This window comes from Sorangium sp. So ce406, assembly GCF_051474675.1.
GTDB lineage: Bacteria > Myxococcota_A > Polyangia > Polyangiales > Polyangiaceae > Sorangium > Sorangium cellulosum_G.
The window spans coordinates 6,271,381-6,295,995 of record NZ_CP150340.1 but is presented as its reverse complement, the minus strand read 5'-3'; the positions used below and the strand labels follow the sequence as shown (position 1 = coordinate 6,295,995).

General features: G+C 72.1%; 20 protein-coding genes. 8 read left to right on the top strand and 12 right to left on the bottom strand.

The window, feature by feature from the left end; genetic code table 11:
• Nucleotides 1–43 precede the first annotated feature (43 nt).
• From WME96_RS23130 to WME96_RS23110, 5 genes are all read right to left on the bottom strand, one after another.
• A complete protein-coding gene (locus WME96_RS23130; RefSeq protein ID WP_437292249.1) occupies nucleotides 44–1,084 on the bottom strand; it encodes a DUF4340 domain-containing protein in 1,041 nt (346 codons plus the stop codon).
• Nucleotides 1,081–3,078 carry a Gldg family protein gene (locus WME96_RS23125; RefSeq protein ID WP_437292248.1) on the bottom strand — a complete coding sequence of 666 codons (1,998 nt, stop codon included), beginning with the start codon at nucleotides 3,076–3,078 and terminating at the stop codon, nucleotides 1,081–1,083. The genes WME96_RS23130 and WME96_RS23125 overlap by 4 nt, the downstream gene beginning before the upstream one ends.
• Nucleotides 3,075–3,800, bottom strand: a complete 726-nt coding sequence (locus WME96_RS23120) for an ABC transporter permease (RefSeq protein ID WP_061610753.1) — start codon at nucleotides 3,798–3,800, stop codon at nucleotides 3,075–3,077. The genes WME96_RS23125 and WME96_RS23120 overlap by 4 nt, the downstream gene beginning before the upstream one ends.
• Nucleotides 3,797–4,879 carry an ABC transporter ATP-binding protein gene (locus WME96_RS23115; protein ID WP_437292247.1) on the bottom strand — a complete coding sequence of 361 codons (1,083 nt, stop codon included), beginning with the start codon at nucleotides 4,877–4,879 and terminating at the stop codon, nucleotides 3,797–3,799. The genes WME96_RS23120 and WME96_RS23115 overlap by 4 nt, the downstream gene beginning before the upstream one ends.
• A gap of 290 nt (nucleotides 4,880–5,169) precedes the next feature.
• Entirely contained in the window at nucleotides 5,170–6,060 is an 891-nt protein-coding gene (locus tag WME96_RS23110) for a hypothetical protein (protein WP_437292246.1), read from the bottom strand.
• A 311-nt stretch (nucleotides 6,061–6,371) separates the two neighbouring features.
• On the opposite strand from WME96_RS23110, the gene WME96_RS23105 reads away from it, so the two are divergent.
• Entirely contained in the window at nucleotides 6,372–8,297 is a 1,926-nt protein-coding gene (locus tag WME96_RS23105; protein ID WP_437292245.1) for a type VI secretion system Vgr family protein, read from the top strand.
• 11 nt (nucleotides 8,298–8,308) lie between these two features.
• On the opposite strand, the gene WME96_RS23100 is transcribed toward WME96_RS23105, so the two are convergent.
• Nucleotides 8,309–10,276: a DUF2169 family type VI secretion system accessory protein gene (locus WME96_RS23100; RefSeq protein ID WP_437292244.1), complete on the bottom strand. Its 1,968-nt coding sequence runs from the start codon at nucleotides 10,274–10,276 to the stop codon at nucleotides 8,309–8,311.
• Nucleotides 10,277–10,469: 193 nt separating this feature from the next.
• Between WME96_RS23100 and WME96_RS23095 the strand changes: the two genes are divergently transcribed.
• The 4 genes from WME96_RS23095 to WME96_RS23080 are packed head-to-tail and all read left to right on the top strand — an operon-like array spanning nucleotide 10,470 to nucleotide 14,342.
• Entirely contained in the window at nucleotides 10,470–11,708 is a 1,239-nt protein-coding gene (locus tag WME96_RS23095; RefSeq protein ID WP_437292243.1) for a DUF2169 family type VI secretion system accessory protein, read from the top strand.
• The gene (locus tag WME96_RS23090) at nucleotides 11,701–12,930 is read left to right on the top strand and encodes a DUF4150 domain-containing protein (protein WP_437292242.1); all 1,230 of its coding nucleotides are present in this window, start codon (nucleotides 11,701–11,703) and stop codon (nucleotides 12,928–12,930) included. The genes WME96_RS23095 and WME96_RS23090 overlap by 8 nt, the downstream gene beginning before the upstream one ends.
• Nucleotides 12,931–12,941: 11 nt before the next feature.
• Nucleotides 12,942–13,691, top strand: a complete 750-nt coding sequence (locus WME96_RS23085) for an ankyrin repeat domain-containing protein (protein WP_437292241.1) — start codon at nucleotides 12,942–12,944, stop codon at nucleotides 13,689–13,691.
• A gap of 9 nt (nucleotides 13,692–13,700) precedes the next feature.
• Nucleotides 13,701–14,342, top strand: coding sequence for a hypothetical protein (locus WME96_RS23080; RefSeq protein ID WP_437292240.1), 642 nt, complete (start codon nucleotides 13,701–13,703; stop codon nucleotides 14,340–14,342).
• Nucleotides 14,343–14,502: 160 nt separating this feature from the next.
• Here WME96_RS23080 and WME96_RS23075 read toward each other — a convergent pair whose 3' ends face one another.
• Nucleotides 14,503–14,955: a cupin domain-containing protein gene (locus tag WME96_RS23075; RefSeq protein ID WP_437292239.1), complete on the bottom strand. Its 453-nt coding sequence runs from the start codon at nucleotides 14,953–14,955 to the stop codon at nucleotides 14,503–14,505.
• Between the two features lie 40 nt (nucleotides 14,956–14,995).
• On the opposite strand from WME96_RS23075, the gene WME96_RS23070 reads away from it, so the two are divergent.
• Nucleotides 14,996–16,186, top strand: coding sequence for a BMP family ABC transporter substrate-binding protein (locus WME96_RS23070; RefSeq protein ID WP_437292238.1), 1,191 nt, complete (start codon nucleotides 14,996–14,998; stop codon nucleotides 16,184–16,186).
• 277 nt (nucleotides 16,187–16,463) lie between these two features.
• On the opposite strand, the gene WME96_RS23065 is transcribed toward WME96_RS23070, so the two are convergent.
• The 5 genes from WME96_RS23065 to WME96_RS23045 all read right to left on the bottom strand — a co-directional run bounded on the left by WME96_RS23065 (nucleotide 16,464) and on the right by WME96_RS23045 (nucleotide 21,550).
• Nucleotides 16,464–17,138 carry a cysteine hydrolase family protein gene (locus WME96_RS23065; protein ID WP_437292237.1) on the bottom strand — a complete coding sequence of 225 codons (675 nt, stop codon included), beginning with the start codon at nucleotides 17,136–17,138 and terminating at the stop codon, nucleotides 16,464–16,466.
• Nucleotides 17,135–18,730 carry an ABC transporter ATP-binding protein gene (locus tag WME96_RS23060; protein WP_437292346.1) on the bottom strand — a complete coding sequence of 532 codons (1,596 nt, stop codon included), beginning with the start codon at nucleotides 18,728–18,730 and terminating at the stop codon, nucleotides 17,135–17,137. The genes WME96_RS23065 and WME96_RS23060 overlap by 4 nt, the downstream gene beginning before the upstream one ends.
• Nucleotides 18,730–19,428 carry a biuret amidohydrolase gene (gene biuH, locus WME96_RS23055; RefSeq protein ID WP_437292236.1) on the bottom strand — a complete coding sequence of 233 codons (699 nt, stop codon included), beginning with the start codon at nucleotides 19,426–19,428 and terminating at the stop codon, nucleotides 18,730–18,732. Before biuH ends, WME96_RS23060 begins: the two co-directional genes overlap by 1 nt.
• Before the next feature lie 92 nt (nucleotides 19,429–19,520).
• A complete protein-coding gene (locus WME96_RS23050) occupies nucleotides 19,521–20,450 on the bottom strand; it encodes an ABC transporter permease (RefSeq protein WP_437292235.1) in 930 nt (309 codons plus the stop codon).
• Nucleotides 20,450–21,550: an ABC transporter permease gene (locus WME96_RS23045; RefSeq protein ID WP_437292234.1), complete on the bottom strand. Its 1,101-nt coding sequence runs from the start codon at nucleotides 21,548–21,550 to the stop codon at nucleotides 20,450–20,452. The genes WME96_RS23050 and WME96_RS23045 overlap by 1 nt, the downstream gene beginning before the upstream one ends.
• A 231-nt stretch (nucleotides 21,551–21,781) precedes the next feature.
• Here WME96_RS23045 and WME96_RS23040 point away from each other — a divergent pair, with 231 nt between their 5' ends.
• Nucleotides 21,782–22,825, top strand: coding sequence for a hypothetical protein (locus WME96_RS23040; RefSeq protein WP_437292233.1), 1,044 nt, complete (start codon nucleotides 21,782–21,784; stop codon nucleotides 22,823–22,825).
• Between the two features lie 788 nt (nucleotides 22,826–23,613).
• Entirely contained in the window at nucleotides 23,614–24,534 is a 921-nt protein-coding gene (locus WME96_RS23035; protein ID WP_437292232.1) for a hypothetical protein, read from the top strand.
• The last annotated feature ends 81 nt before the right edge of the window (nucleotides 24,535–24,615 follow it).

The window sequence follows — 24,615 nt, the reverse complement described above, 5'->3', positions numbered from 1 at the left end:
CGCGCCGGGGGGAATGCGCCGGCGCGCTGGCGAGGTGCAGGGGCTACTTGACGAGGGCGCCGACGTCCTGCTCGACCTGCTCGGCGAGTCCCGAGGGCACCTTGCCGTGGAGGCGGGTGCGCTCCGTGACCAGGAAGTAGTCAGGCTTGCCGCTCGCCCCGGGAGGCCCCTTCACGAGCTCGAGGAAGCCGATGTCGCCCGAGGCGCCGGTGTACTCGACCCGCACCACGACCTGCGTCTGCTCCGGGGCCGCGGCCACGTACTCCGTGGGACGCAGGCGGTCGAGCTTGCTCACCCAGTTGCCGACGGTCTCGTCCTTCTGATCGGGGCTCGCCGGATCGGCCCAGAACTTCTTGCCCTCTTCGCCGCTGCGCACGAGCTCGCGGCGCTTGTCCCCGGCGATGACGCGCGCCCGGGTGAGATCGACGTCCTTCCACTCGTGCAGATCCCGCTCCATGAGCCGCGACTCGGCGGTGTCGAGGTCGCGGTAGATGTCGCCCTTGATGGCGTACACCTCGCCCGTGGCCTCGTCGCGCGCGTAGCGGTCGGCGCCGCCCGGCGTCATGCCGCCGATGACGAGCTTCTTCTCGGCGCCGCGCAGCTTGACGGTGAGCGTGCCCTCCGGCTCGGCGAGCCCGAACTCGCTGGCGCGGTCGTCCGCGACGCGGCCGACGGCGCGCAGCGCCTTGAGCGGGGCCAGCACCTCGGCGAGCTTGTTGCCGGCGCCCACCGAGACGAACGTCGACGTCTTGACCTTCGGCTCGGTGTCCGCGGGCTCATCGTCGTGCGCGTCGTCGCCGTGAGGGTCGTGGGGGTTCTCCTTCTTCTCGGGCGGGGGCGTCGTGCGCTCCATCGTGCCGACGAAGTAACGGCCCTCCTTGTCCTTCTTCGCCTCGAGGACGACCTTCCTCGATTTGCCCTCGAAGGCGATGTGCTCGACGTCCTCGGCGCGGCCGGCCCAGACGGTCACGTCCATCGTCGAGAGCGCGGCCGCCGTCTTGTCGCGCGTCCAGACGAGGACGGCGAACACGGCCGCGACCCCGAGAAGGCCGAGGTGCACGAAAAAGCTGCGATCCAACCTCATGCGCGCCTCCCGCTCGCGCGCCGCCCGCGGCGCGTGATGAAGAGCCCGAGACCCAGCACCATGGCCGGCGCCACGAGGATCGTGGCCCAGAACCAGACCTGGTCCTTCTGCTTCGTGTGCTCGATCCGGACGTCCTCGTTCGTCGTGATCTCTCCGGCGAAGCTCTCCTCGCCGCCGAGCCACCGGAACGCGTCGAGCGCGAGCACGATGTTGGGTTCGTTCCTGAACGTCGCGTCGGTGAGCGCGTCGGCGTCCGCGAGCACGAACGCGCGCAGCTCCTGCTTCTCCTTGCCGTCACCGCCGGGCGCGATCTCCTTGGAGACCGCGGCCGCGAGGTTGTAGGCGTTGCGCTGCTCGCTCCCCTGGTCGAACTTGAAGTCGCCGTTCGTGTCGGCGAACGTCTCGCCCAGCGTGCGGACGACGAAGTCGACCTTCACGTCGACGCCCTCGACCTTGTCGAGCGACGACGCGCCCGGGAAGATCGTCGGCGCCTGCTGCGCGTGGCGGCTCAGGGTCGAGACCGAGGCGTGCGAGGAGTACCGCGTCGTGACCAGCATCCCCTGGTCCGATTCGTTGAAGCGCCGCCGCACGTAGACCCGATCGTTCGCGAGGGTCACGGGCTTCCACGTGAGGCCCACGACGCGCGCGAGCGGATCCAGATCGACCTTGGCCTCCGGATCGAGCGCGAGCAGGAGGTGCCCGCCGCCGTCGGCGTACCGCTGGAGCGCCGCGACCTCCTCCGGCAGGAACTCCTTCTGCGGGCCGAGCGCGATGACGACGCCCGCGTCCTTCGGGATCTCGCTGCCGAGCCCCTGGGCGAGCCCGAGGTCCTTGATGACGTAGTTCTGGGACTCGAGCAGCTTGCGGAGGTTCTTCGTCGTCCGTCCCTCGGCCGAGCTGGCCGTCTCGTTCAGCTCGCCGTGGCCGACCGTCATGTACGCGATGCGCTGCGCGCGGATGACCTTGAGCAGGACCTTCTGGAAGTCGGCGTCGAGGCTCTTCAGCTTGGCGCCCGCGGTCTTCATGTCGGCGCCGACGATGAGCACCTCGCGCGAGGTGTCGCGCGTGAGCACGATGACGCCGTCCTGCGTGACCTTGGCCTCCTTGGCGAGCGCGGGGACGAGCAGGCGGTCCTGCATCTCCACCGTGATCTGCGGCGACGCCGCCTTCACCTCGCGCAGGTAGCCCTCCACCTCGGCGCCGACGTCGTTGAGCTGCGGGAAGAACGCCGTGATCTTGAGCGGCTCGGTCAGGCTCTCGGCGACGCGCTTCGTGGACTCGCCCGGACGGGCGGTGCGGTAGTACGAGAAGTCCGCCTTGAGATCGAGCTGGCCGGCGGCGTACACGAAGAGCGCGGAGTACACCGCCGCGAACGCGAGCGTCACGCCCGAGAGCGTCGCCGCGCGGACGCGTCGGACCTCGATGCGCTCGGCGCGTCGCATCGGCGCGAGCGCCGCCTCGCCGAAGAACAGCGGCACCGTCGCGATGACGAGCAGCGCGATCCAGCCGACCGTGGTGGCCGCGTCGATGCGCGCGCGCAGCTCGGGCGCGGCGCGGGACACGCCGAGCATGGCCCGGCCCGCGTCGGTCGTCGTGAAGTAGGCCGCCACCGCGACGACGCCGAGCGCCGACAGGATCGCGAGCGCGCGCTCGACCGCGCGGCGCTCGCCCGTCTCGCGGACGGCGGTCGCGAAGCGCAGCGCGGTGACGAGGACCAGGGTCAAGAACCCGAGCCCCGACAGCGCGTAGCGGAGCCCCTCGATCGTGGGGACCACGCGCTCGCCAAGGAAGATCGCGAGGAGGGCGCCCGCGTACGCTGGCACCATCCAGGCCCCGGGGCGGATCGCGGGCCCGCCGCGCGGCGCAGGCGCCGGCCGCTCGGCCGGGGGTTCCTGCGGCGCCGCGCCGGGCGCTGCGCCCTCCGCGCGCTGCGCGGCGGCCGCTTCCTTGCCGCTCACATCGGCCTCGTCGGCCTGAGCTCTCTGGTCCTTCACCGCCACCTCCGTGCCCTCAGGGTGTGGGTCGCGGCGAGCAGGAAGAAGTAGGCGACCGCGACGTAGTACACGACGTTCTCCAGCCGGAGCACGCCGTTCAGGAACGGCTTCTGGTTGTTCGGGTAGAGGTTCAGCGCGCTCACGAAGTCGTTGAGCGGCGGCTCCGTCACGCGGGCGACGAGGAACAGGAAGCCGAGCGTCCCGATGATCGCCGCGCCGAGGATGACCGCGATGACCTGGGTCGCCGCCAGCGTCGAGGCGAAGAGCCCGATCGCGAGCGACGCGGCGCCGAGCAGCAGCACCCCGGAGTAGCCGACCAGGATGTGCCCGACGGACACCTTGCCGTTCACGAAGATGAGCGCCGGCATGTAGATCGTGACCGCCGTCATCAGGGTGACCAGCGCGAGCGCGGCGAGGAACTTGCCGACGATGATCTCGCCGTCGCGCACGGGCGCCGTCTTGAGCAGGATGAGCGTCCCGCCCTCGCGCTCGCCGGCGATGAGCCGCATCGAGAGGATGAGCGCCGCGACCATCGTGATGAACGCCGTGCCGTCGAAGAACTTGAGCAGCACCTCCGCCGACAGCCGGGCGCCCGAGCCGAGCGCCGCGACCTGGAAGTAGATGCCGTCGATGAGCAACGCCGCGGCGGCGACGACGTACCCGAGCGGTGACCTCAGGTACGCGGACAGCTCCCGCCGCGCGACGAGCAACGTCCCTCTCATGCTTCGCCTTCGCCTTCCTCCGCCTGCTCCTCCGCAGGGGTCTTCCTCGCCTCGCCGCCGGACCTCGCCTTCGCGGCCGCGGCGGCCCTGTCCTTCGTCGCCGGCGTCGCGCGCGTGGCGAGCCGCAGGAACACCGACTCGAGCTCGCGCTCGCTCCGCTTCACCTCGAGGATCCCGATCCCCGCCTGCACGAGCTCGGCGCAGAGCGCCGCCCGCACGTCGCGATCGGCCTCGACCGCGAAGGTCACGACGTCGCTCCCCGGCTCCGCCGTGGCGAGCTGCTCGACCGACGTGACCCCCTCTACCTCGCGCGCGATCTCGAGCGCCCGCGCCGCCTCGCCGCGCGTGACGCGGTAGCCGGCGCCCTCGGCCGCGGGGCCGCGCACCGTGAGCTCGACCCGGACGCCGTGGAGGAGCTTCGCCGAGAGCTCCTGCTCGGTGCCCTGCGCGCCGATCTCGCCGTCCCGGATCACGAGGATGCGGTCGCACGTCTCGCTGATCTCGGAGAGGATGTGGCTGGAGAGCAGGATGGTGTGCTCGCCGCGCAGGCTCCGGAGCAGCGCGCGCATCTCGACGATCTGCACCGGGTCGAGGCCGCTGATCGGCTCGTCGAGGACGAGAAGCCGCGGCTTGTGCACGATCGCCTGGGCGATGCCGACGCGCTGCTTGTAGCCGTGCGACAGCGCGCTGATCGGGTCGGACGCGACGTCGTCGAGCTGCGTCACCGCGAGCGCCTCGGCCACGCGCTTGTCGGCGGCGCCGGCGTCCACGCCGCGCAGGCGCGCGGCGAAGTGGAGAAAGGCGCGCACGCTCATCTCGTCGTAGAGCGGCGGCCTGTCCGGGAGGTACCCGATGCGCGACCGCACCTCGTGCGGGTGGTCGACGACATCCAGCCCGTCCACGAGGACCCGCCCCGCGGACGGGAGCAGGTCGCAAGCGAGGATCCGGAGCGTCGTCGTCTTGCCCGCGCCGTTCAGGCCGAGCAGGCCGACGATCTCCCCCGCCTCGATCGAGAACGACAGGGGCCCGATGGCCTTCCGGTCACCGTAATATTTATAAAGGTCGCTGATTTCGATCACGGCCGTGCACCCCTCCGCGAAGGGAAGAAGGTCTCGCGCCGGCGAAGCGGATGCCGCGCAGCGCGGCGGTCCAGGCGCCAGCGGCCCCTTACAACAGCGGGTGGCGGAAATCATTCCCGACCGGGCGCGCGCAGGGCCGCCCTGCGGAGGGCAACCACCGCCTCCGGACGCGGACGACCGGGACACGCGGTCCGTGCGGTGAGCGTAGCGACCGGGACGTGATGGATGTCAGCGTCGGGCGTGAGCGGGCGGGGGAGGGGCGGCGATCCGGGGGGACGCTCGCCCCGCGGTCAGCAATGCTCGGCGATGATCGCCCAGCAGGCGTCCGCGAACTCCCGGTAGGTCGAGCGGTCGAGCGTCGTCTGCGTCACCGGCATCACGTCCTGGTGCTCCGCGAGCATCGGGCGCAGCGCGCCCTCGATGTCGGCGCTCGTCTCGATCCACAGGAACTCCTCGATGCCGTCGGTGATCTGGCCGCGGATGAGCTTCGGCACCTCGCTGAGCCGGACCTTCTTCGGGCTGCGCCGGGCGATCGACGACGCGATCTGCTCGGCGTGCGCGGGCCACCGCTTGAGCGCACGGTGGAAGGTCGAGCCGACGAGCCGCAGGATCTGCTGCGCGAGCTTCGCGACCCGCGGGCGCTGCACCCGCTCCTCGTTCTCCGCGACCATCGCGAGGTAGTCGTCGGTCATGAGCCTGCGGAGATCGCTCGTCAGGATCTGCTGCGACTCCGGCGTCATCCGCAGCTCCGCGATGTGCGCGAGGAAGATGTCCCGGAGCATGGTGAGCCGCGCCGTGACCGAGCCGGTCGGGGTCGTGTCGAGGATCTCGGCGAGCGGGTCGATCAGGCGACGCCCGAACGTGGTGAGGATGTGATCGAGGATGCGCTTCTGATGCTGCTCGTGGCCGAGCACGGACAGCGCGCGCGCGATGTGCGCCTTGCTCGGCGCGTCCACGAGGATCTCGAGCGGCTGGTCCTGCTGCTTCCCCTCGTACATCCGCAGCGACGCGAACATCTCGCGGAAGGCGTCCGCCGCGGCCGGGCCCTCGCCCGACTCCCCGTAGACCCGGATGACGAGCCCGGAGTCGGGGCCGGCGTCGAACAGCCGGCGGAGCTCTTCCCGGATGTCCTCGTCGGTGACGAGCGGCGCCGGGGGGAGCGACTTCCCGCGTGGATCCATGGATCTCCAGCCTACGGCAAAGTGCGGCCTACCTGAACCTCTGCGCCCGAGATTGCGCGCGCATGGTGAGCCTTCGGGGGCCGGTGAAGATGTGCCTGCGGCGATGTCGTACCCAGGCGGGACGAGCCGCCAGGCTGCCGTGGACGGTGTCGGCCTGGGCTGGGGGTCGTCGTCCTCTCCGCCGTTCGCGCGTCTCGTCGTCCTCGCCGTGAGGCGCCGCACTGACCTTGTGGTGCGCTCGCTTCGCCGGGTACCATCGGCCGGTCGGTCCCGTCGCGTCCCGTGCGCGAGGAGCGGGCATGGGAGCATGTATGGACGGTGCGAACCCGGCTCATCGGCTGAAGGGAAACGGCGCGGCCGGCGCGATGGTCGCGCGCGGCGAGGCCCGCGCGGAGGTGCACGTCGCCTCCGGGGACGCGCTCGATGTGCGTCAGTTCACGGCCTCGGACCGCATGTCGGCGCTCTTCGAGGTGCGCATCGTCGCCGTCTCGGACAACCCGGACATCGATTTCGAGGCCGTCATCGGTCGGCCGATGAGCTTCGCCGCGCACCTGGAACAGGTCCGCGCGTGGTCGGGCATCTGCAGCCAGCTCCGGCAGATCGCGGTCGAGGAGCGCCACCTCTCCACCTACGAGCTCACGCTCGTGCCCGCGCTGTGGCTCGCCACGCAGCGGCGCAACCACCGCGTCTTCCAGCACCTGTCGGACGTCGACATCGCGCTGAAGATCCTGGAGGAGTGGGGGATCTCCCCGGCGCTGCGCCTCGCGGGGAGCTACAGGAAGCGCAAGTACCGCGTGCAGTACGGAGAGAGCGACTACACGTTCCTCTGCCGCGTGCTCGAGGACGCGGGGGTGAGCTTCTATTTCGAGAGCGGCGGCGAGAGCCGGCTCGTCCTCGACGACGGTCCTCACGGCAACCCCCGTCGTCGTCCGATCGCGTTCCGCGACCACCCGACCGACGCCGACCTGGAGCACGTCACCGAGGTCCGCGTCGGCCGCCGGCTGCGCCCGGGGAAGTACACGGTCCGCGACCACGACACCCGGAGGCCGGCGTCGTACGAGCTCATGGCGAGCGCCTCCGGCCCGGGCGGCGTCGAGGAGCGGCTCGAGCGCTTCCACTACGTGCCCGGGGCGTTCCTGTACGAGAGCGACAGGGGCGAGAGCACGCCGGTCGCCGACGACAAGGGCAAGTACCGCGCGGACGAGTCCGAGGGGGCGGCGCTCGCGCAGCGGCGGCTCGACGCGAAGCGCGCGTCGGCCCGCGAGGTCACGTTCGAGACCAACACGATCGATCTCGCGCCGGGCACCGTCCTCTCGTTCCTCGACCACCCGAAGGCCGAGCTCGGCCCGGACAGGGCGCTGCTCGTCCTCGAGTCGACGCTCACGGGCGAGGTGCCGGGCGGCTTCCGGCACGCGTGCAGGGGCGTGACCGCGGACGTCCCGTACCGCCCGCCGCTCCGCACGCCCAGGCCGCGCGTCCAGGGGGTCGAGTGCGCCACCGTCGTCGGCGCGCCGGGCGAGGAGATCCACGTCGACGAGTTCGGCCGCGTGCGCGTCCAGTTCCACTGGGATCGGCAGGGCCGCATGAACGACGGGTCGTCGTGCTGGATCCACGTGAGCCAGCCCTGGGGCGGCGCCGGCTTCGGCGGCACCAACCTGCCGCGCGTCGGGCAGGAGGTGATCGTCGACTTCCTCGGCGCCGATCCCGACCGCCCGATCATCACGGGCCGGGTGTACACGAACCTCCAGAAGACGCCGTACAAGCTCCCCGAGAACAAGACGCAGAGCGGCTGGAAGAGCAGCTCGTCGCCCGAGACCGGCGGCTACAACGAGCTCATGTTCGAGGACGCGGCGGGCAAGGAGCTCGTCCGGGTGCAGGCCGAGCGCGACCTGAACAAGACCGTCAAGCACGACGAGGCAGTGACCGTCGGCAACGATCGCGTGAGCGCGATCGGGAACAACGAGGATCAGACCGTCGGCAACGACTTCACGAAGCTGGTGATGAACAACGCGCGCGAGGTGGTCGGGATGAACCGATCGCGCGCGGTGGGCAACAACGAGACGGTGGAGATCGGCAGCGTGCAGGCGACCCGGGTCGGGGACAGGGTCGAGATCGTCTGCGGCAAGTCGAGCATCGTGCTCGAGAAGTCGGGCAAGATCGTGATCTCGGGGACCGACATCACGATCCACTCGAGCGGCCACACGCAGGTGTACGGCGACCCGATCGACCTCAACTAGCCGTCACGAGGTCACGAGGCCTCCGCCGCCTCGCGCATCGCCGCGCGCACCTCCTGGGCCGCCGCGGGATCCTTCACGCTCCGCTCCAGCCACACGCGCCGGAGCCGGAGCAGCGCGCCGTCCGGCAGGCCGAGCTCCGCGAGCACCTGCGCGTCGTTCCCGCGCTCGGCCGCGATCACGAGCCGCGCGTACTCGCGCGCCGTGATCGTGCCTCGCTCGGCCTCCAGCGCCGCGATGTACGCGGCGTCGTACGACGAGAGCAGCCGCCGCTTGCCGCGCCCCATGTCGGCGCGGATCGCGTCGAGCCAGTGCGCGTGCAGCGCCTCCCACGTCTCCGGCGAGAGCGCCTCCGCCGCGAGGATCTCGTCCAGCGCCAGAGGGCGCCTCGCGAGCCGCGCCGCGATCGCCGCGCAGCGCTCGAGGGGATACGCGCCGACGGGCAGGAGCGGCTCGGATGGCTCCTCGACCGGGGGCCGCTCGGGGACAGCCGCAGGATGGGGGGCGAGGGCAGCGGCGTCGGGCGCGAGCGCCGCCGGTCGGACGAGCTCCACGACGCCGAGCGGCGCTGGCGGCGCTGGCGGCGCTGGCAGCGCTAGCAGCGCTAGCAGCGCTGGCGGCGCTGCCAGGGCTGGCGGCGCCGGCGGTGTGGGCGGCTCCTCCTCTTCCGGTTCCGGCTCGTGCTCGTGCGACGCGAGCGATCGACCGTGCGCGTGTTCCGGCGGGAGCGCGTGAAACGGGAGCGCGGGCCCCGGGAGCACCACCGCGGGCACGAGGGTCTGCGAGGCGTCCTCCTCGACCGGGGACGCCGGCGGGAAGCGCGGGTCGGCCGCGTCCGGCGTCGCCGCCGTGGGAGGCTCCGGGGGGAGCTGCGCGGCGGCCTGCAGGAACGGGAGCACCGCGGATGGCCTCGACGAGAGAGGGGCCATCACCGTGCCCGTGAGGCTCGGCGCGAGCTCCCCCTCGGTGACGAGCACGACGCCGTCGCGCGGCGGGCGATCGAGCATGAGCTGCCCGCGCCAGACGAGCGCCGCGACGCCGTGATCGGCGTCGATGACGAGCGTGTCGCACCGGAGGGGCACGCGCTGCTCGGCGCCGTTCGTCATCGCGATCGCCTGCGGCGCCGGCGCGCGCAGGGACGTCGTGAGCCGCGGGAATCGCGGGTGCAGGTGCTCGAGCACGAGCGGCTCCGTGCCCGTGAGGTCGTTCGTCACCTGGTCGAGCGGCGCGACGTTGAAGTACCCGGTGTCGATGCCCTCGGGCAGCGGCTGCTCGGTCCAGCGCGCGTGATCCCAGGCCGCCGCGTGGCGGCGCAGGCGCTGCGCGCGGTCCGGCCACTCCGGCCGGAGCGGGCCGAAGCCGGCGGGCCAGAGGTGGCCGTGCCTCATCGCGGTCGACGAGGCCACCGGCAAGAGGTTCGGCGCGCGCGCTCGCCCCCATCGATCGGGGAGCGCGCCGTTGCCGGTCGGCACGCCGATCGGGTTCGACGTGTGGAGGCCTCCGGCGGCGCGCTCCCAGCGGAGCGGCATGCGCGCGAAGGGCGCGGGCTCGCCGAGCGATCCATCCCGCTCGAAGAACGAGTCGCCGCGGACCAGGACCGCCTTGTCGATGTCGCCCACGGCGAGCCGCGCGATGAGCGATCGGACCGGGATGCCGTCGGGCGCGTGCGTGTGGCCGACGACGATCACCTCACCCCACCGCTTGAACGGCGCGACAGGGCCCCACGGCTCGACGAGCCGCCGCTCGTCCCCCTCGTCTTCCAGCGCCGCCACGGGGACGCTCGTCACCGGCGACTCGAACGGCGCGAGCTCGAACAGCGCGTGGCACGCGATGGTGAGCACCCACGCGTCGGGGGTGGGCCGCCATTCCAGCGAGCTGGCGCGTATCTGGCCTTGGCAGACGACGTGCATCGACGTGAATGACGTGACGGACGTGACCGGGATGATCGACGCGGCGCAGACGTGCGCTCGGTCGACGCGCATCTCAGCGACGCGCCTCAGGATATCCGAGCCGGGAGGGCCATGTCCGGGTGAACCTCCGCCGTCACGCCGCGGCCACGCGCTGGATGCTCCTCCGCAGCGCGGCGTCGCGCGACGCGGCGCGCGGCGCGCGGGGCCGTCGAGGCGCGTCGCCATTGAAGGCGATCGCGCGCTCCGATAGCGTCGCGGTGCGACGATGGAGTGCCAGAACCTCACCCCATTCGACGCCCTGGCCTACAGCGCCCTCGATGCGCACGACGAGGAGCACCATGTCGTTGCGCTGAAGGCGGCTTACCGTCTCGTCCCCGGAGGGGGCGGGGAGGTGACCCACCGCTGCGAGCTCGCCCCGGACGACAGCGCGGGGAGGCTGCTCCTGCGCGACGCGTTCGAGGGGGAGCCGAACGCGTCGAGCGTCCGCGCCGAGAGCGACCTCTCGCCGTTCAAGCCGCGCTGCGACGTGCTCGTGCGCGCGACCGCGTGGGCACCCGGGGAGGAGCCCGCGGAGCGCTGGACGGCCCGGCTGCGCGTGACGGCGCTCGGCGCCGCGCACGCGGGTGGCGGCGGCGGCGCGCGCGACCTGCCGGGGCGCGCGCTCATCGACAAGACCCTCGAGGTGTGCGGGCCGCGGTGGTTCGAGCGCACGGCGGACGGGTGGCAGCTCACCCGACCCGGACCGGCGGCGAGCGTGCCGGTGCGCTGGGAGCGCGCCTTCGGCGGACGCAGCCTGGTGAGCGCCGAGCCCGGAAGCGCGCCTCGCCTCGACGAGGTGTGCTTCACGAACCCGGTCGGCTGCGGGTGGATGGAGGCGCGCTACCTCGACGCGCTGCGCGACGCCGGCGCGCCGGTGCCGGACCGCGTCGCGGCGCCGCAGATCGAGCGACCCGACAGCCGGGTGACACACCTCGCCGTGGCGTCGCACCCGCCCCACGCCGTCGAGGCACCGCGGATGGCGGAGATCGCCGCGGACTACCCGTTCGCGCCCGCGGGCCTCGGGTGCGTGGGGCGCGCGTGGACGCCGCGGCTCCAGCGCGCGGGCACCTACGACGACGCGTGGGTGGCCGGCCGGCACCCCTTCCTCCCCGACGACTTCTCCTTCGCGTACTGGAACGCGGCGCCCGACGATCAGCAGATCCCGCACCCCGACCTCGGCCTGCGCGTCGAGCTCTGGAACCTCGCGCGCCCGGACGTCGCCCGCGACGGGCGCGTCGCGTTCGATCTGCCGCCGCACCGGGCGTTCGTGATGGCGTGGATCGCGGGGCTGCCGGCGCCGGTGCCCGCGGCGCTCGACACGCTCTCGGTGGACGCCGAGTCCATGGTCGTGACGTGCGTGTGGCGGGCGCTCGTGGCGCGCGCGTTCGGGGTGCAGCGGATGGAAGCGCGCTTCGAGGTCGACCCGCGCGCTCCGCTCTTGAAGATGGAGGTCGGGCGTGGCTGAGAACGTCCTCTCGCGCAAGCAGGAGCCCTGGATGGCGGTGTCGTGCGCGCCCGACGTGTGCAAGACGCCGATGGGGTCGAGCACGCCGCCCGTGCCGTACAACGTGGTCTCCAGGCTCGCGCCCGCGCTCGACGCGAGCGAGGACGTGCACGCGAACGACGGGCGCGTGCAGAAGCACGCCCTGACCGTGATGCCCACGACCGAGGGCGACGAGCCGGGCAGCGCCAGGGGCGTCGTGAGCGGCACCGTGGGCCAGCAGAGCTGGTCGCAGACGCACAGCCCGAGCGTCCTGGTCAACTCGCACCCGGTCGTGCGCCACGACGACCTGGCGCAGATGAACGGCGACAAGGCGGCGCAGGACAAGGCGGACAAGCGGGCCCGCTACCTGTGCCGCAAGGAGCAGATCGAGGCGGGCAAGTACAGCGACGACCCGGCGACGCGCGAGGCCGCCGCGCGCTTCGAGCGCAACACCGTGGCCGCGGAGAAGGCCGCGCTCTCGGGCCACGCCTACGACCCCTCGAAGCCGGCGCCGACGGGCTGGCGCGACATCAGCGACGACCCCGAGGCGCTCGCGCGCTACGGGCTCACGCCCGGCGATCTGGACGGGAGCCGCCCCGACGCGACGCGGCTCTACGAGCCCGACCCCGACGTCTTCGGCGGCGATCAGCGGCCCACGGTGGCGTTCCGGGGCACGGAGGGCGGCGCGGACTGGAAGAACAACCTCGCGCAGGGGCTCAACATGGACTCGCCGTACTACCGCGACGCGGTGCGCGTGGGGAACACGCTCGGAAGCAGCGTGGATTATACGGGCCACTCGCTCGGCGGGGGCCTGGCGTCGGCCGCGGCGACGGCGGGCGGATCGCGGGGCTGGACGTTCAACGCGGCGGGCCTCAACCCGGGCACGGTGACCGGCTATGGCGGCACGGAGCGCCCGGCCGACATCGCCGCGTACCGCGTCCAGGACGAGGTGCTCACAGGCTTCCAGGAGCAGGGGTGGAAGGGCACCCTGGCCGCGTGGGCCGCCGGCGGCCTGTGGGGAGCCCTGGCCAAGGTGGGCCTGAGCGCCGTCATGCCGGACGCCGTCGGCACGAAGTACGAGCTGCCGGCGTCGAGCCTCGACCCCTACAACCGACACCTCATGCCCGACGTCATCAACGGCATCGAGAAGCAGAAGCAGGAAGACCAGCGGAAGATCGCCGAGAAGACCGGCAAGAGATGCTGAGCGGAGCCACCATGCGCGCGCCCGACCCCGACCGCTTCTTCCTCGGCCCGCAGCGCGAGCTCGCGCGGGCCATCGCGGCCGCCGACCTCGCGGCCGTCCGCGCGCTCGCGCCGACGACGGACCTGAACACCCCCGGCGCCGAGGACATGACGCTGCTCGTGTTCGCGATGCACCGGGCGTCGGGGCAAGAGCCCGCGCGCTTGCGGATCGTGGCCGAGCTCGTGCGCGCGGGCGCCGACGTGCACCACGTGGTGCCGCTCCTCTCGAGCGCCCTCGATCTGGCGATCCTCTCGAAGAGCCCGGCGTTCCTGCGGGCGATGCTGGACGGCGGCGTGTCGCCCGACGCGCGGGTCGGCCGCGGCCACACGCCGGCGCTCTTCCGCGCGGCCTCGGAGGCGACGGTCGAGAACATGCGCCTCCTCCTCGACCGCGGCGCGGACGTGAACGCCCGCGACTCGCTCGGGACGCCCGCGATCACCTACGCGCTGCGCGCGCTGCAGCTCGACCAGGTGGAGGAGCTCCTCGACCGCGGCGCCGACCCCCGCGCCGTCAACCGCCTGGGGCAGTCGTTCGCGCGCGTGCTGGAGGAGCTCATGGCGCGGCAGCTCCCGGGCTCGGCCGCGCTCCGGAAGATGGCGGCGATCCGCGACCGGATCGCGCGGGGAGGCGTGCGGTGGCCGCCCGACCCCCCCGAGGTGGAGCGCGAGCGCATGCGGCAGCGCGGCGAGGAGCCGATCGTCCCCGCCGGGCAGGCGCGGTGAGGTGACACCATGGCAGCCGGCAACACCATCGGGCGCATCGTCGGTCAGTCCCCTGTGCGCGCGGTGCCCGCGGAGCAGGCCAACCCTGCCGTGCAGCTCTTCCAGGGCGTCGCGCGGCTCGTGCCGATGTGGCAGCAGCTCGAGGGGATCGTGCAGCTGCTCGCGGGCGGGGGGCGCGGCGGCGCGGCGGCGGCGTTCGGCGGAGCGCGCGGGGGCGGGGCGGGCGCGCCGGGGCCCGGGGGCGTCGCGTCGGCCGAGGAGCTCGGCGCGCGCCTGACCGAGCTGGGCCGCCTGGTGCGGACGCCGCCCGAGGCGATGGACGGGCCCGCGCGGCCCGATCAGGCCAGGACGCGCCAGATCACCGAGGAGATCTTGCGGCAGGCGATGGACGTGTCGGGGCCCCGCGGCCAGGCCGTCCACGCGCGCTCGCTCGGCGCGGCGCGGGAGCGGATCGAGGCGCTCGCGGCGACGGCCCCGTCACCGGCGCAGGCGGCGCAGGCCGTGGGCAACGCGCTGACGATGGCGCAGATGCGCGGCGCCAACGCGCCGGTGCTCGAGATGCTCCGGTCGGTGCTCGCGGGGCTCCAGCCGGCGTTGCGCCTGATCCAGGGCATCACGGGCAGGACGGACGGCGCGCAGATCCGGAAATAGGGTGTCCAAATGAACGACCCGGGTGTCCAGATGAGCGGCCCGGGTGTCCAGATGAGCGGCCCAGGTGTCCAGATGAGCGGCCCGGGTGTCCAGATGAGCGGCCCAGGTGTCCAGATGAGCGGCCCGGGTGTCCAGATGAGCGGCCCGGGCGCCCGATGAATCAGATGAAGACGACGGGCTGCTCCCAGATCGCGAGGACGATGCAGCCCTCGGCGCTCGAGACGCTATGACGGGTGCCCGGCGCGTTCACCACGAGCGTGCCGGCGCGGTGGTGACCGCGCTCGTCCGACTGCGAGCCCGCGAGCACGAAAATGTGCTCGTGGCCGCGATGGACGTGCTGCGGCACGGACGCGCCCGGCGCGTAGCGCAGCAGCGCCGCCGAGGTGCCGGAGTCGCCGTTGCCATGAAGGCGATGGATCTCGATGCCCTCCCGGAAGCGCCGCCAGGGGACCGACTCCGGATGAGCGACCATCGTCGCCACATTCGCAATGATGAACGGCAACTGCACAGGTGCCGAATCCCGCTTCGCCGCTGAACTGGTGGGTGTCATCGCGAATCTCCGGTGTTGATGGAACGATGCCACGGCGCGCGGCGCGCGCTCAACGGCGATCAAGCGGAGAGCGAAAAAATCACGAGCGGGAAAAGTTCCAGAAATGAAGAGGCGCGTACAGATCCAGGGTGTGAAGAGCACCCTGCGAACTCCTCTGCTCCCCTGGGCCGGCGCGCCGCGCGGAGCGCGCTTGCTCGCCCTCCTCCGTCCGCTGCTCCTCGCGCTCTCGCTGCTGCCAGCCGCCGCCTGCAGCAAGGAGGAGTCCAGCGAACAGCCGCTCACGGTGGGCTTCATCTACGTCGGCGCCCGGGACGACTACGGCTACAACCAGGCGCACGCGGAGGGCGCCGCCGCGGTCGCCAGGCTGGCCGGCGTGAAGACCCGCGAGGAGGAGAACGTCCCCGAGACCGTCGCCGTCCAGAAGACGATCGAGAGCATGATCAACCTCGACGGGGCGTCGGTGATCTTCCCGACGTCATTCGGTTACTTCGACCCGCACATTCTCAAGGTGGCAGAGAAGTTCCCGGACAGGACGTTCCTGCACTGCGGCGGTCTTTACGACGGGTCGAAGCACCCGAGCAACGTCGGCAGCTACTTCGGTTATATCGATGAGGCGGAGTACGTGTCCGGCATCGTCGCCGGGATGACGACGAAGAGCGGCAAGCTCGGGTTCATCGCGGCCAAGCCGATCCCGCAGGTGCTGCGCAACATCAACGCGTTCACGCTCGGGGTCCGGAGCGTGAACCCGGGCGCGACGACCGCCGTGATCTTCACCGGCGACTGGTCGATGCCCGTCAAGGAGGCAGAGGCGGCGAACAGCCTCATCGATCAGGGCGTCGACGTGCTGACGGCCCACGTCGACTCGCCCAGGGTGATCATCGAGCTCGCGGAGCGCCGCGGCGCCTTCAGCACCGGGTACCACACGAACCAGGCGACGCTCGCGCCCAGGGGGTACCTGACCGGGGCCGAGTGGAACTGGTCCAGGGTCTATACGGACTACATCGCGTCGATCCGAGAGGGGAAGCCGTATCCGCACCTCCTGCGCGGCGGCTTCAAGGAGGGGTTCGTCAAGCTCTCGCCGTACGGGCCCGCCGTCTCCGAGGAGGCGAAGAAGAGGGCCGAGGAGGCCAAGGCGAGGCTCACGGAGGGCACGCTCACCATCTTCAAGGGGCCAATCAAGGACAACGAGGGCAAGGTGGTCGTCGCCGAGGCCGTCGAGCAGCAGCAGACCGACATCGTGCTCGAGAGCATGAATTATCTCGTGGACGGCGTCGTCGGATCCGTCCAGAAGTAGCGCCGCGCGCAAACGAGCGAGCGTTGAGCCGCCAGGACGCCAGGGACATCAAGAAGACGCGGAGAACCTCTCTTGGCGTCCCTGGCGTCCTGGCGGTTTTCTTCCCCCGTTCTCTCTGCGGAATCCGCTCGACTGCAGCCGTTTTTCAGAGAGGAGACTGAACAGGGAGGCGGTGAGACAGGGAGTATTCTGAAGATTTTCTCCCCGTCTCCCCGCCTCCCTGTGAATCCTCCGAAGAATTCGAGGGAATACCTCAGCGGTTCTCCCTCTCCGCCGATCAGAGCGACGCAAGGACGGTGGTGGTCGGCGCGGTCCAGCCGACGATCGCCCCCTGGGCGCGGATCATCTCGAGGGTCGCCGCCTTGAACTCCGGGAAATAGCTCTCGGTGGCGTCCTCGATCAACAGGCACTCGTAGCCGCGGTCGTTCGCCTCGCGCATCGTGGTCTGGACGCAGACCTCGGTGGTCACGCCGGCGATGAGGAGCTGCGAGATACCGAGCGACGCGAGCCTGGCGTCGAGCCCCGTCCGGTAGAAGGCGCCTTTCCCCGGCTTCGGCACGACGATCTCCCCGGGCGCGGGCGCGAGCTCGGGCACGAAGTCGTTGCCCGGCTCGCCCAGGACGAGGATGCGCCCCATCGGGCCGGCGTCGCCGATGCGCATGCCCGGAGCGCCCCGGTAGCGCTTCGCGGGCGGGCAGTCGGAGAGATCCGGCCGGTGGCCCTCCTTGGTGTGGAGGACCGGCAGGCCGCGCTCGCGGAAGGCGTCGAGGAGGCGGCGGACCGTCGGCACGATGCGCTGGAGCCGGCGGACGTCGTTGCCCAGCGCCGCGCCGAAGCCGCCCGGCTCCAGGAAGTCGCGCTGCATGTCGATGACGAGCAGCGCCACCGACTCCGGCCCGGCGAGGCGGAACGGGTACGGCCTCGCCGCGATCTCGGGGGCCCGCGGCGTCATGCGTGCCCCGCCATCGCGCGGCCGATCTCGGCGACGTCGGCCGAGGCGATCGGCGACTCGTGGACGATGCGGCCCTCGCTCATCACGAGGACGCGATCGGCCATGGCGAAGATCTCGTCGAGATCCGCGCTCACGAGGAGGACGGCCGTCCCGCGGTTGCGCGCCTCCAGGATGCGGGCGCGGATCTCGGCCACGGCCGCGAAATCGAGCCCGAAGCACGGGTTCGCGGCGATGAGGAGCTCGATGCGCTCGTCGCCGCCGACCCCGAGCTCGCGCGCGAGGACCGCGCGCTGCACGTTCCCGCCGGAGAGCTCGCCGATCTTCGCGTCGACCGAGGGCGCCTTGACGGCATACTCGGAGGCGAGGCGCTCGGCCGAGCGGCGCAGCGCAGCGCGGCTCACGCCCCAGCGGAGCCGGGTGAACGGCGGCGCGTCGAAGACGCGGAAGCCGATGTTCTCCGCGACGGTCATCGCCGGCACGCACGCGTTGCGCAGCGGCTCCTCGGGCAGGCACCGCACGCGGTGCTCGCGGGTCTGCTCGCGGCCGGCGGCGTACGGCGCGTCGTGGACGAGCACCCTGCCGGACCGCGCGGCCCGCTGGCCCGCGAGCACCTCGACGAGCTCCTCCTGCCCGTTGCCCGAGACGCCGGCGATCCCGACGATCTCGCCGCTACGTACCGTGAGCGTCACGCCGTCGAGCGCCGGCCGGCCGCGATCGTCGCGCGCGGCGAGCGCCTCGACGCGCAGGACCGGCGCCCCGGCGGGCGCGTCGCTGCGCGCCGCCGGGGCGCGCGCCGGCTGGGGGCCGACCATCATCTCGGCCATGGCCGCCGGCGTGAGGTCGCGGGCCTCGCCGCGGCCCGCGACCCGGCCGCGCCGCAGCACCGTGACCTCGTCGGCGAAGGCCATCACCTCTCGGAACTTGTGCGAGATCATGAGCACGCTGAGCCGGCGCTCGTCGGCCATGCGCCGGAGCATCCCGAGCACCTCGTCGGCCTCCGCGGGCGTGAGGACGGAGGTCGGCTCGTCGAGCAGGATGATCCTGCTCCCGAGGTAGAGCTGCTTCAGGATCTCGAGCTTCTGCTTCTCGCCGGCGGCCAGCGAGCGCGCGGGCCGATCCGGATCGATCTGGAACGGCATGCGCGCCATGAACGCGCGGATCGCGTCGCGCTCCGCCCGCCAGTCGATCACGAGCGGGAGCGACGGGCGCGCGAGGACGAGGTTCTCGGCGACCGTCATGTTCATGACCAGGGTGAAGTGCTGGTAGACCATGCCGATCCCGAGCGACTGCGCCTCGCGCGGGCTCCTGATGGACAGGGCGGCGTCGCCGACCCGCACCTCGCCCGCGTCGGCCGGGTGATAGCCCATGATGCACTTCACCAGCGTGCTCTTGCCGGCGCCGTTCTCGCCGAGGAGCGCGTGGAAGCTCCCGGGCGCGACGCGCAGCGAGACGTCGTCGAGCGCGAGCAGCGGGCCGAACCGCTTCGTGATCCCGGCGGCGGAGAGCGCGGGCGGCGGCGCGGGCGGGCCGGGATCGCCCACGGCGGCGCGGGCGGGCCTCGCCGCCGGGATCGAGAGGACGCGCGGGTCCATCACGACGACAGCGCCTCCAGGAGCGCGGCGGAGGTCGAGACCGCGCCGAACACGCCGTTCTGCATCTTGATCATCTTCAGCGCGGCGGCGTGGTTGCCGGGATCCGTGGCCGCGCAGCAGTCGGAGAGCAGGAGGCACTCGTAGCCGCGATCGTTCGCCTCGCGCATCGTCGTGTGCACGCAGACGTCGGTCGTGATCCCCGTGAGGACGAGGTTCTCGACGCGGCGCTGGCGCAGGATGAGGTCGAGATCGGTCGCGCAGAAGGAGCCCTTGCCGGGCTTGTCGATCACCGGCTCGCCGGGCAGCGGCGCGAGCTCGGGGATGATCTCCCAGCCCGGCTCCCCGCGGACGAGCACCCGCCCGCACGGCCCCGGATCGCCGATGCCGACGCCCGTGCCGCGCCCGCCGTCGGTCCGGCGCGAACGCCAGCGCTTGTTCGCCGGGAGATCCGAGAGGTCCGGCCGGTGCCCCTCGCGCGTGTGCAGGACGTGGAGGCCGCGGCGGCGCGCCTCCGCGAGCGCGCGCTGGATCGGCGCGACGCAGGCCCGCGTCAGCGAGATGTCGTATCCGAGCAGATCGATGTACCCGCCCTTGCCGCAGAAGTCGGTCTGCATGTCGATGACGATCAGGGCCGTGTTCTCGGGGCGGAGATCGCCGTTGTACGGCCAGGCGTAGGGGTCAGCGGCCACGTAGGTCATGCGTCGAGTCCTCCTGTCATCCAGCGTCTGGCGTTGCTTGCGTCTCGTTGCGTCGTTTGCGTCTCGTTGCGTCCTTCTCGGATGTTGCGCGCTCACCGCGCGAGCGTGAGCTCGGCGGGCTGGTCGGGCAGGGTCCTTGTCGCGGAGCTCGTGGCGACCATGAGCGCCAGCGTGACGAGGTACGGCGCGGCGTTGAAGAGGTGGTATCCCCAGGTGACGCCCACGGACTGGAGCGCCGGGCCGAGCGCGCTCGCGCCGCCGAAGAGGAGCGAGGCCCACAGGCAGCGCACCGGGTTCCAGCGCGCGAAGATGACCAGGGCGACCGCCATGAGGCCCTGTCCGCTCGACAGGCCCTCGTTCCAGCTCCCGGGGTAGAAGAGCGAGAGGAACGAGCCGCCGACGCCGGCGAGGAAGCCGCCGGCCATCGTCGCGCGCAGCCGGACCAGGTTCACGTCGACCCCCATCGCGCGGGCGCTGTCGGCGCTCTCGCCCACCGTGCGCAGCACGAGCCCGAGCCGCGTGCGGCGCAGCGTCCAGAGCAGGAGCGGGGCGAGCGCGGCGCCGATGAGGAAGAGCGCGTTCACCTGGAGCGCGGCGCGGACCTGCGGGAGATCGCTGAAGAAGCCGAGCGAGATGGCGGGCAGGCGGGGGGCCGTCGGCCTGATGAGCGGCTTGCCGAGGAAGAAGGCGAGGCCGACGCCGAAGAGCATGAGCGCGATGCCGACGGCGATGTCGTTGACGCGCGGCTTCGCGCAGAGCCACGCGTGCAGCGCGCCGAGCGCCGCGCCGACGGCGCCGGCGGCGAGGACGCCGAGCCAGGCAGAGCCGGTGAGGTACGAGACGCCGTAGCCGCCCATCGCGCCCATGACGAGCGTGCCCTCGAGGCCGAGGTTCACGCGGCCGCTCTTCTCCGTGAGGCACTCGCCGAGGCTCACGAACAGGAACGGCGTGCTGATGCGGACGGCCCCGGCGGCGACCGCGAGGGGGATGCCCCAGAGCCCCAGCGCCCCGGCGTCGCCCATCACGCCACCGCCGATGCGGGCGCCGCCTGCGGGGCCGAGGGCGCGCGGGTGAGCCGGAGGCGGCCGCGGAGCGCCTCGCTCGCGAGGATCGCGAGGAACAGGATGCCCTGGAGCACGCTGACCGTGGCGTCGGGGAGGTGCGCGGCGCGCTGCACCAGGCCGCCGCTCGCGCCGATGCCGCCGAGCAGGAGCGCGACCGGCAGGATCGCGAGCGGGTGGTGGCGCGCGATGAACGCGACGAGGACGCCTGTGTAGCCGTAGCCGCTGACCAGCGACGCGTTGGCGCGGCCGTGGACGGCCGCGACCTCGACCATCCCGGCGAGCCCCGCGCACGCGCCGGCGAGCATGCAGGTGAGCACGACGAGGCGCCTGACCGGCAGGCCGGCGAGGAGCGCCGCGCGGACGTTGCCGCCGCTCATCGCCGCGGCGAAGCCGAAGGTCGTGCGGTGCATGAGCACGTAGCAGAGCGCGCAGGCGAGCACGCCGTAGGCGAGCCCCCAGTGGACCTCGACGCCGGGCAGGCTCCCGAGCGTGTTCTCGGCGGCGATGGGGGCCGTCGATGGCTTGTTCAGGCTCGCGGGGTCGCGCAGCGCGCCCTCGACGAGGTGGTTCAGGATCGCGACGCCGACGTAGTTGAGGAGCAGGCTGCTGATCGTCTCGCTGACGCCGCGGTAGACGCGCAGCGCGCCGGCGAGGCCCACCCAGAGCGCCCCGGCGGCGAGCCCCGCGAGGAACATCGCGGCGAGCGCCGCGAGCGGCGGCGCGCGCCACGCCTGCGCGCCGAGCGCCGCCGAGGCGGCCGCGAGGCCGCCCATGACGACCGCGCCCTCGCCGCCGATGACGATCAGGCCGAGGCGCGCCGGCAGGGCCGTGCAGAGCGCGGTCAGCATGAGCGGCGCGGCGCGCAGCAGGGTGTTCTGGAACGAGAACCACGTGCCGAAGGCGCCGCGGTACATCTCGTAATAGACACGCAAGGGGTTCGCGTCCTGGGTGGCCACGAAGGCGCCGAACACGAGGAGAGAGACGGCGATGGCCCCGACCGGGATGGCGATCGACTCGGCTGTCTCGCGCCCGAGCAGCCCGCGCGGAATGAGCTTCACGGCGCCGAGAATAAGGCCTCCACTATTTCCGGGTTTTTTCGGGGACCTTGCCGGTCGTCGCGCGGGGGCGCGGCGCGCGCCTACCAGGTCGCCGATCGGGCCGGCGATGCTGCGATGTGGTGGCCGTGGCGACCGCGAACGATCCGCACAGGGAGGCCGTCGTTCATCGGGTCTCGGCCTTGCACCCGGCGGGGGTGGTCCGGTGAGCCCCGACCTGGAGGTATCTCTGGCATGCGGTTCGGCCGATCGATCCTGCTCCTCGTGGGCGCCAGCGTCCTGACAGCGCCTCGCGCGACGGGCGCCGCCGAGCTCACGTGTTCATCGAGCGCGACCCTCGAGGCGCTCGTCGCGTGCATCCGCGACCAGATGCCTGGCAGGAGCTCAGGGGTGTTCCTGCCCCCGAGCCCCACGGAGATGGAGGCCTGGCGCAGCGTCGTCAGCGCCATGATGTACGGCGGGTGCGACTTCGTGCTCCCGCCCAGCCTGTGGTCGTTCGCGCGGGTCCGATCCTTCCGCGACGCGGACAACGGCCGCCCGTACTGCCTGCTCCTGGAGACCGCCGACTGGAACGGGGACGGCGTCGTCGACCGCGGGTTCGGCGCATTCATCGTGGACCCGTTCGCAGAGCGGGAGCTCAGCCATCAGGTGTCGCACCCGATCGCGGACGCAGGGACGGAGATCCAGGCCATCACCGTCTTCAAGAAGACGAGGTCCCGGACCTTCCTGCTGGCCGGCGCGCACCGCCACGCGATCGCGGGCGGCCGCTGGTTTCACGGCCACTCGATGAGCTCGGACGTCGCCCACAACACGGCGACCATGTTCCACAGCGCTCACGCGGCGATCACGTCATTTTACGGGTGGAAGCCGTGGTGGGCCGTTCAGTGGCACGGCATGGCAGAGAACACGTGCGAGAGCGTCGATGTGTACCTCTCTCACGGCGTGGACGCCGCCCCCGTGGCGGGCGACAAGATCCTGGAGCTCAGGAACAACCTGCTCGCCCACCAGCCGACATGGCGGATCGGCGTCCCTGGCAGCCGGGGGTGCGCGCTGAACGCGACGAGCAACGTCCAGGGCAGGCTCCTCAACGACGGCGCGTCGACCGGCTGGGTTCCCGGCGGCTCGCCGAGCGGCTGGGTTCCCGGCGGCTCGCCGAGCGGCTGGAGCTTCGGGCGCCCGGCCGCGGCGCACGCTCGGCGGTTCGTGCACATCGAGCAGCACCCCTGGGTCCGCGACGCGGACCGGTGGATCGCCGCCGTGCTGGCCACCTGGCCGTGAAGGGCCGCGCTCGGCGAGCAACCTGGTGCGGTGGCGGGTCAGCAGGCGCGGCGCGAAGCGGGGTGTTCTGGAGCGAGGACCACGCGCCGAAGGCGCCGCGGTACATCTCGTGATCGACGTTGGAGAGGTTCGCCCCTGGGTCGCCACGAAGGCGCCGAACCACGAGAGAGGCCGTGAGGGCCCCGGCGGGGATGGCCATCGACTCGGCTGCTCCGCGCTCGAGCAGCCCGCGCGCAATGAGCTCCACGCGGCCGAGGACAAGGGGCCTCGTAGTTCGGCCAGTCTTCCGGGATCTTGCGGGGCATGGCCGGCGCGCAGGATCGGCGGGCGGAGGGAGCGCGTCGCGCATGGACGGCACCGGGGGGGCGCCGCGCCGCGCCCCGCCGTCGCGACAGGCGCGTACACGATCGCCCATCGGGGCAGCGATGCTGCGGTGCGGTCGCCGAGGCTGCCGCGAATGGACTGCACAGCCCGCTCGTTCGAGCGGCGGTCTCGGCCTTGCACTCGCCGCCGCCGACCCGTGATCGGTGATGTTGCTTGTCGACCGTCGCGCCGACCGTGAAGAACGCGGCGAGCGGGCGCTCACGTGCAACGCCCGTGAGCGGAGGAGCGCTCCGTGCGGCGTCCGGAGCGCCTCGTCGCGCGCCTGCATGCGCAGCGCGCGTCTCGCGCGCGCGCCGGTCGGCATCGCTCATGAACCCCTGTCTGGAGGTGTCTACGTCATGCGGCTCAAACCAGCGATGTTGCTCTTGCTCGGCGTTGGCGCTCTGATCTCGTCTCGCGCGGCGATGGCAGCCCAGCTCACCTGCTCGGCGAGCGCGACCCTCGAGGATCTGACGGTGTGCATCCGCGACCAGATGCCCCCCCGGGACTCGGGGATGTTCGTCGCCCCGAACTCCACGCAGATGAACGCCTGGCGGAGCGTCGTTCGCGCGATGATGCGCGGCACGTGCAACACTGCGCTCCCGTCGAGCCTGTCGTCGTTCATGCGGATCCGGTTGCTCCGCGACGCCGCCAACGGACGCCGGTATTGCGTGCTCATGGAGACAGGCGACCAGGACGAGGACGGGTTCGTCGATCGCGGGACTGGCACCTTCATCGTGGACGCAGCCGCCGAGCGGGAGCTCAGCCACACGGCGCCGCACCCGCTCTCGGACATGACCACGGAGACGGAGGCGATCACCATCTTCAAGGAGACGAGATCCCGCACCCTCGTGCTGGCCGGGACTCACCGCGACGCCAGCCTCGCCGTCAGCAACTGCCAGAGCTCGACGATGCTCTCGGACGTCGCCCACAACGTGGCGAACATGTTCCACGCGACCCACCTGGAGCTCGCGGCCCACTACGGACCGCGTCCATGGTGGGTGATCTCGTGGCACGGCATGGCGGAGAACACCTGTCGGGCCGTGGATGTCCTCCTGTCCCACGGGATGGATGTCCCCCCCGTGGAAGGGGACAGGGCGCTGGAGCTCAGGAACAACTTGCTCGCCTATCACCCTGGATGGCGGGTCGGGCTCCCGGGCGGCGGCATGTGCTCGCTGAACGGGACGACCAACGTTCAAGGCAGGTACCTCAACGGTGTGTCGGCGAGCAGCGTCTGCGGCAGGCCCGCGGCGAGGTACAGCGGGCGCTTCGTCCACATCGAGCAGGATCCCGAGTTCCGGGATCCGGACAGCTGGATCGCCGCGGTGATGGACACCTGGCCCTGAGCCCGGCCCATCGCGCGCGCCTGACCCGGTGTGAGAAAGCTCGCCGAGCCGCCGGCACAACGAAAAATCGTATGTCATGCG

Bases quoted from the DNA above. Each gene is read 5' to 3' on its own strand.
- WME96_RS23065 (WP_437292237.1), bottom strand. From the start codon at position 17,138: ATGACGCCGCGGGCCCCCGAGATCGCGGCGAGGCCGTACCCGTTCCGC.
- WME96_RS23060 (WP_437292346.1), bottom strand. From the start codon at position 18,730: ATGGACCCGCGCGTCCTCTCGATCCCGGCGGCGAGGCCCGCCCGCGCC.
- WME96_RS23085 (WP_437292241.1), top strand. From the start codon at position 12,942: ATGCGCGCGCCCGACCCCGACCGCTTCTTCCTCGGCCCGCAGCGCGAG.
- WME96_RS23070 (WP_437292238.1), top strand. From the start codon at position 14,996: ATGAAGAGGCGCGTACAGATCCAGGGTGTGAAGAGCACCCTGCGAACT.
- WME96_RS23035 (WP_437292232.1), top strand. From the start codon at position 23,614: ATGGCAGCCCAGCTCACCTGCTCGGCGAGCGCGACCCTCGAGGATCTG.
- WME96_RS23080 (WP_437292240.1), top strand. From the start codon at position 13,701: ATGGCAGCCGGCAACACCATCGGGCGCATCGTCGGTCAGTCCCCTGTG.
- WME96_RS23100 (WP_437292244.1), bottom strand. From the start codon at position 10,276: ATGCGCGTCGACCGAGCGCACGTCTGCGCCGCGTCGATCATCCCGGTC.
- WME96_RS23040 (WP_437292233.1), top strand. From the start codon at position 21,782: ATGCGGTTCGGCCGATCGATCCTGCTCCTCGTGGGCGCCAGCGTCCTG.
- WME96_RS23110 (WP_437292246.1), bottom strand. From the start codon at position 6,060: ATGGATCCACGCGGGAAGTCGCTCCCCCCGGCGCCGCTCGTCACCGAC.
- WME96_RS23050 (WP_437292235.1), bottom strand. From the start codon at position 20,450: ATGGGCGACGCCGGGGCGCTGGGGCTCTGGGGCATCCCCCTCGCGGTC.
- WME96_RS23095 (WP_437292243.1), top strand. From the start codon at position 10,470: ATGGAGTGCCAGAACCTCACCCCATTCGACGCCCTGGCCTACAGCGCC.
- biuH (WP_437292236.1), bottom strand. From the start codon at position 19,428: ATGACCTACGTGGCCGCTGACCCCTACGCCTGGCCGTACAACGGCGAT.
- WME96_RS23130 (WP_437292249.1), bottom strand. From the start codon at position 1,084: ATGAGGTTGGATCGCAGCTTTTTCGTGCACCTCGGCCTTCTCGGGGTC.
- WME96_RS23120 (WP_061610753.1), bottom strand. From the start codon at position 3,800: ATGAGAGGGACGTTGCTCGTCGCGCGGCGGGAGCTGTCCGCGTACCTG.
- WME96_RS23105 (WP_437292245.1), top strand. From the start codon at position 6,372: ATGGACGGTGCGAACCCGGCTCATCGGCTGAAGGGAAACGGCGCGGCC.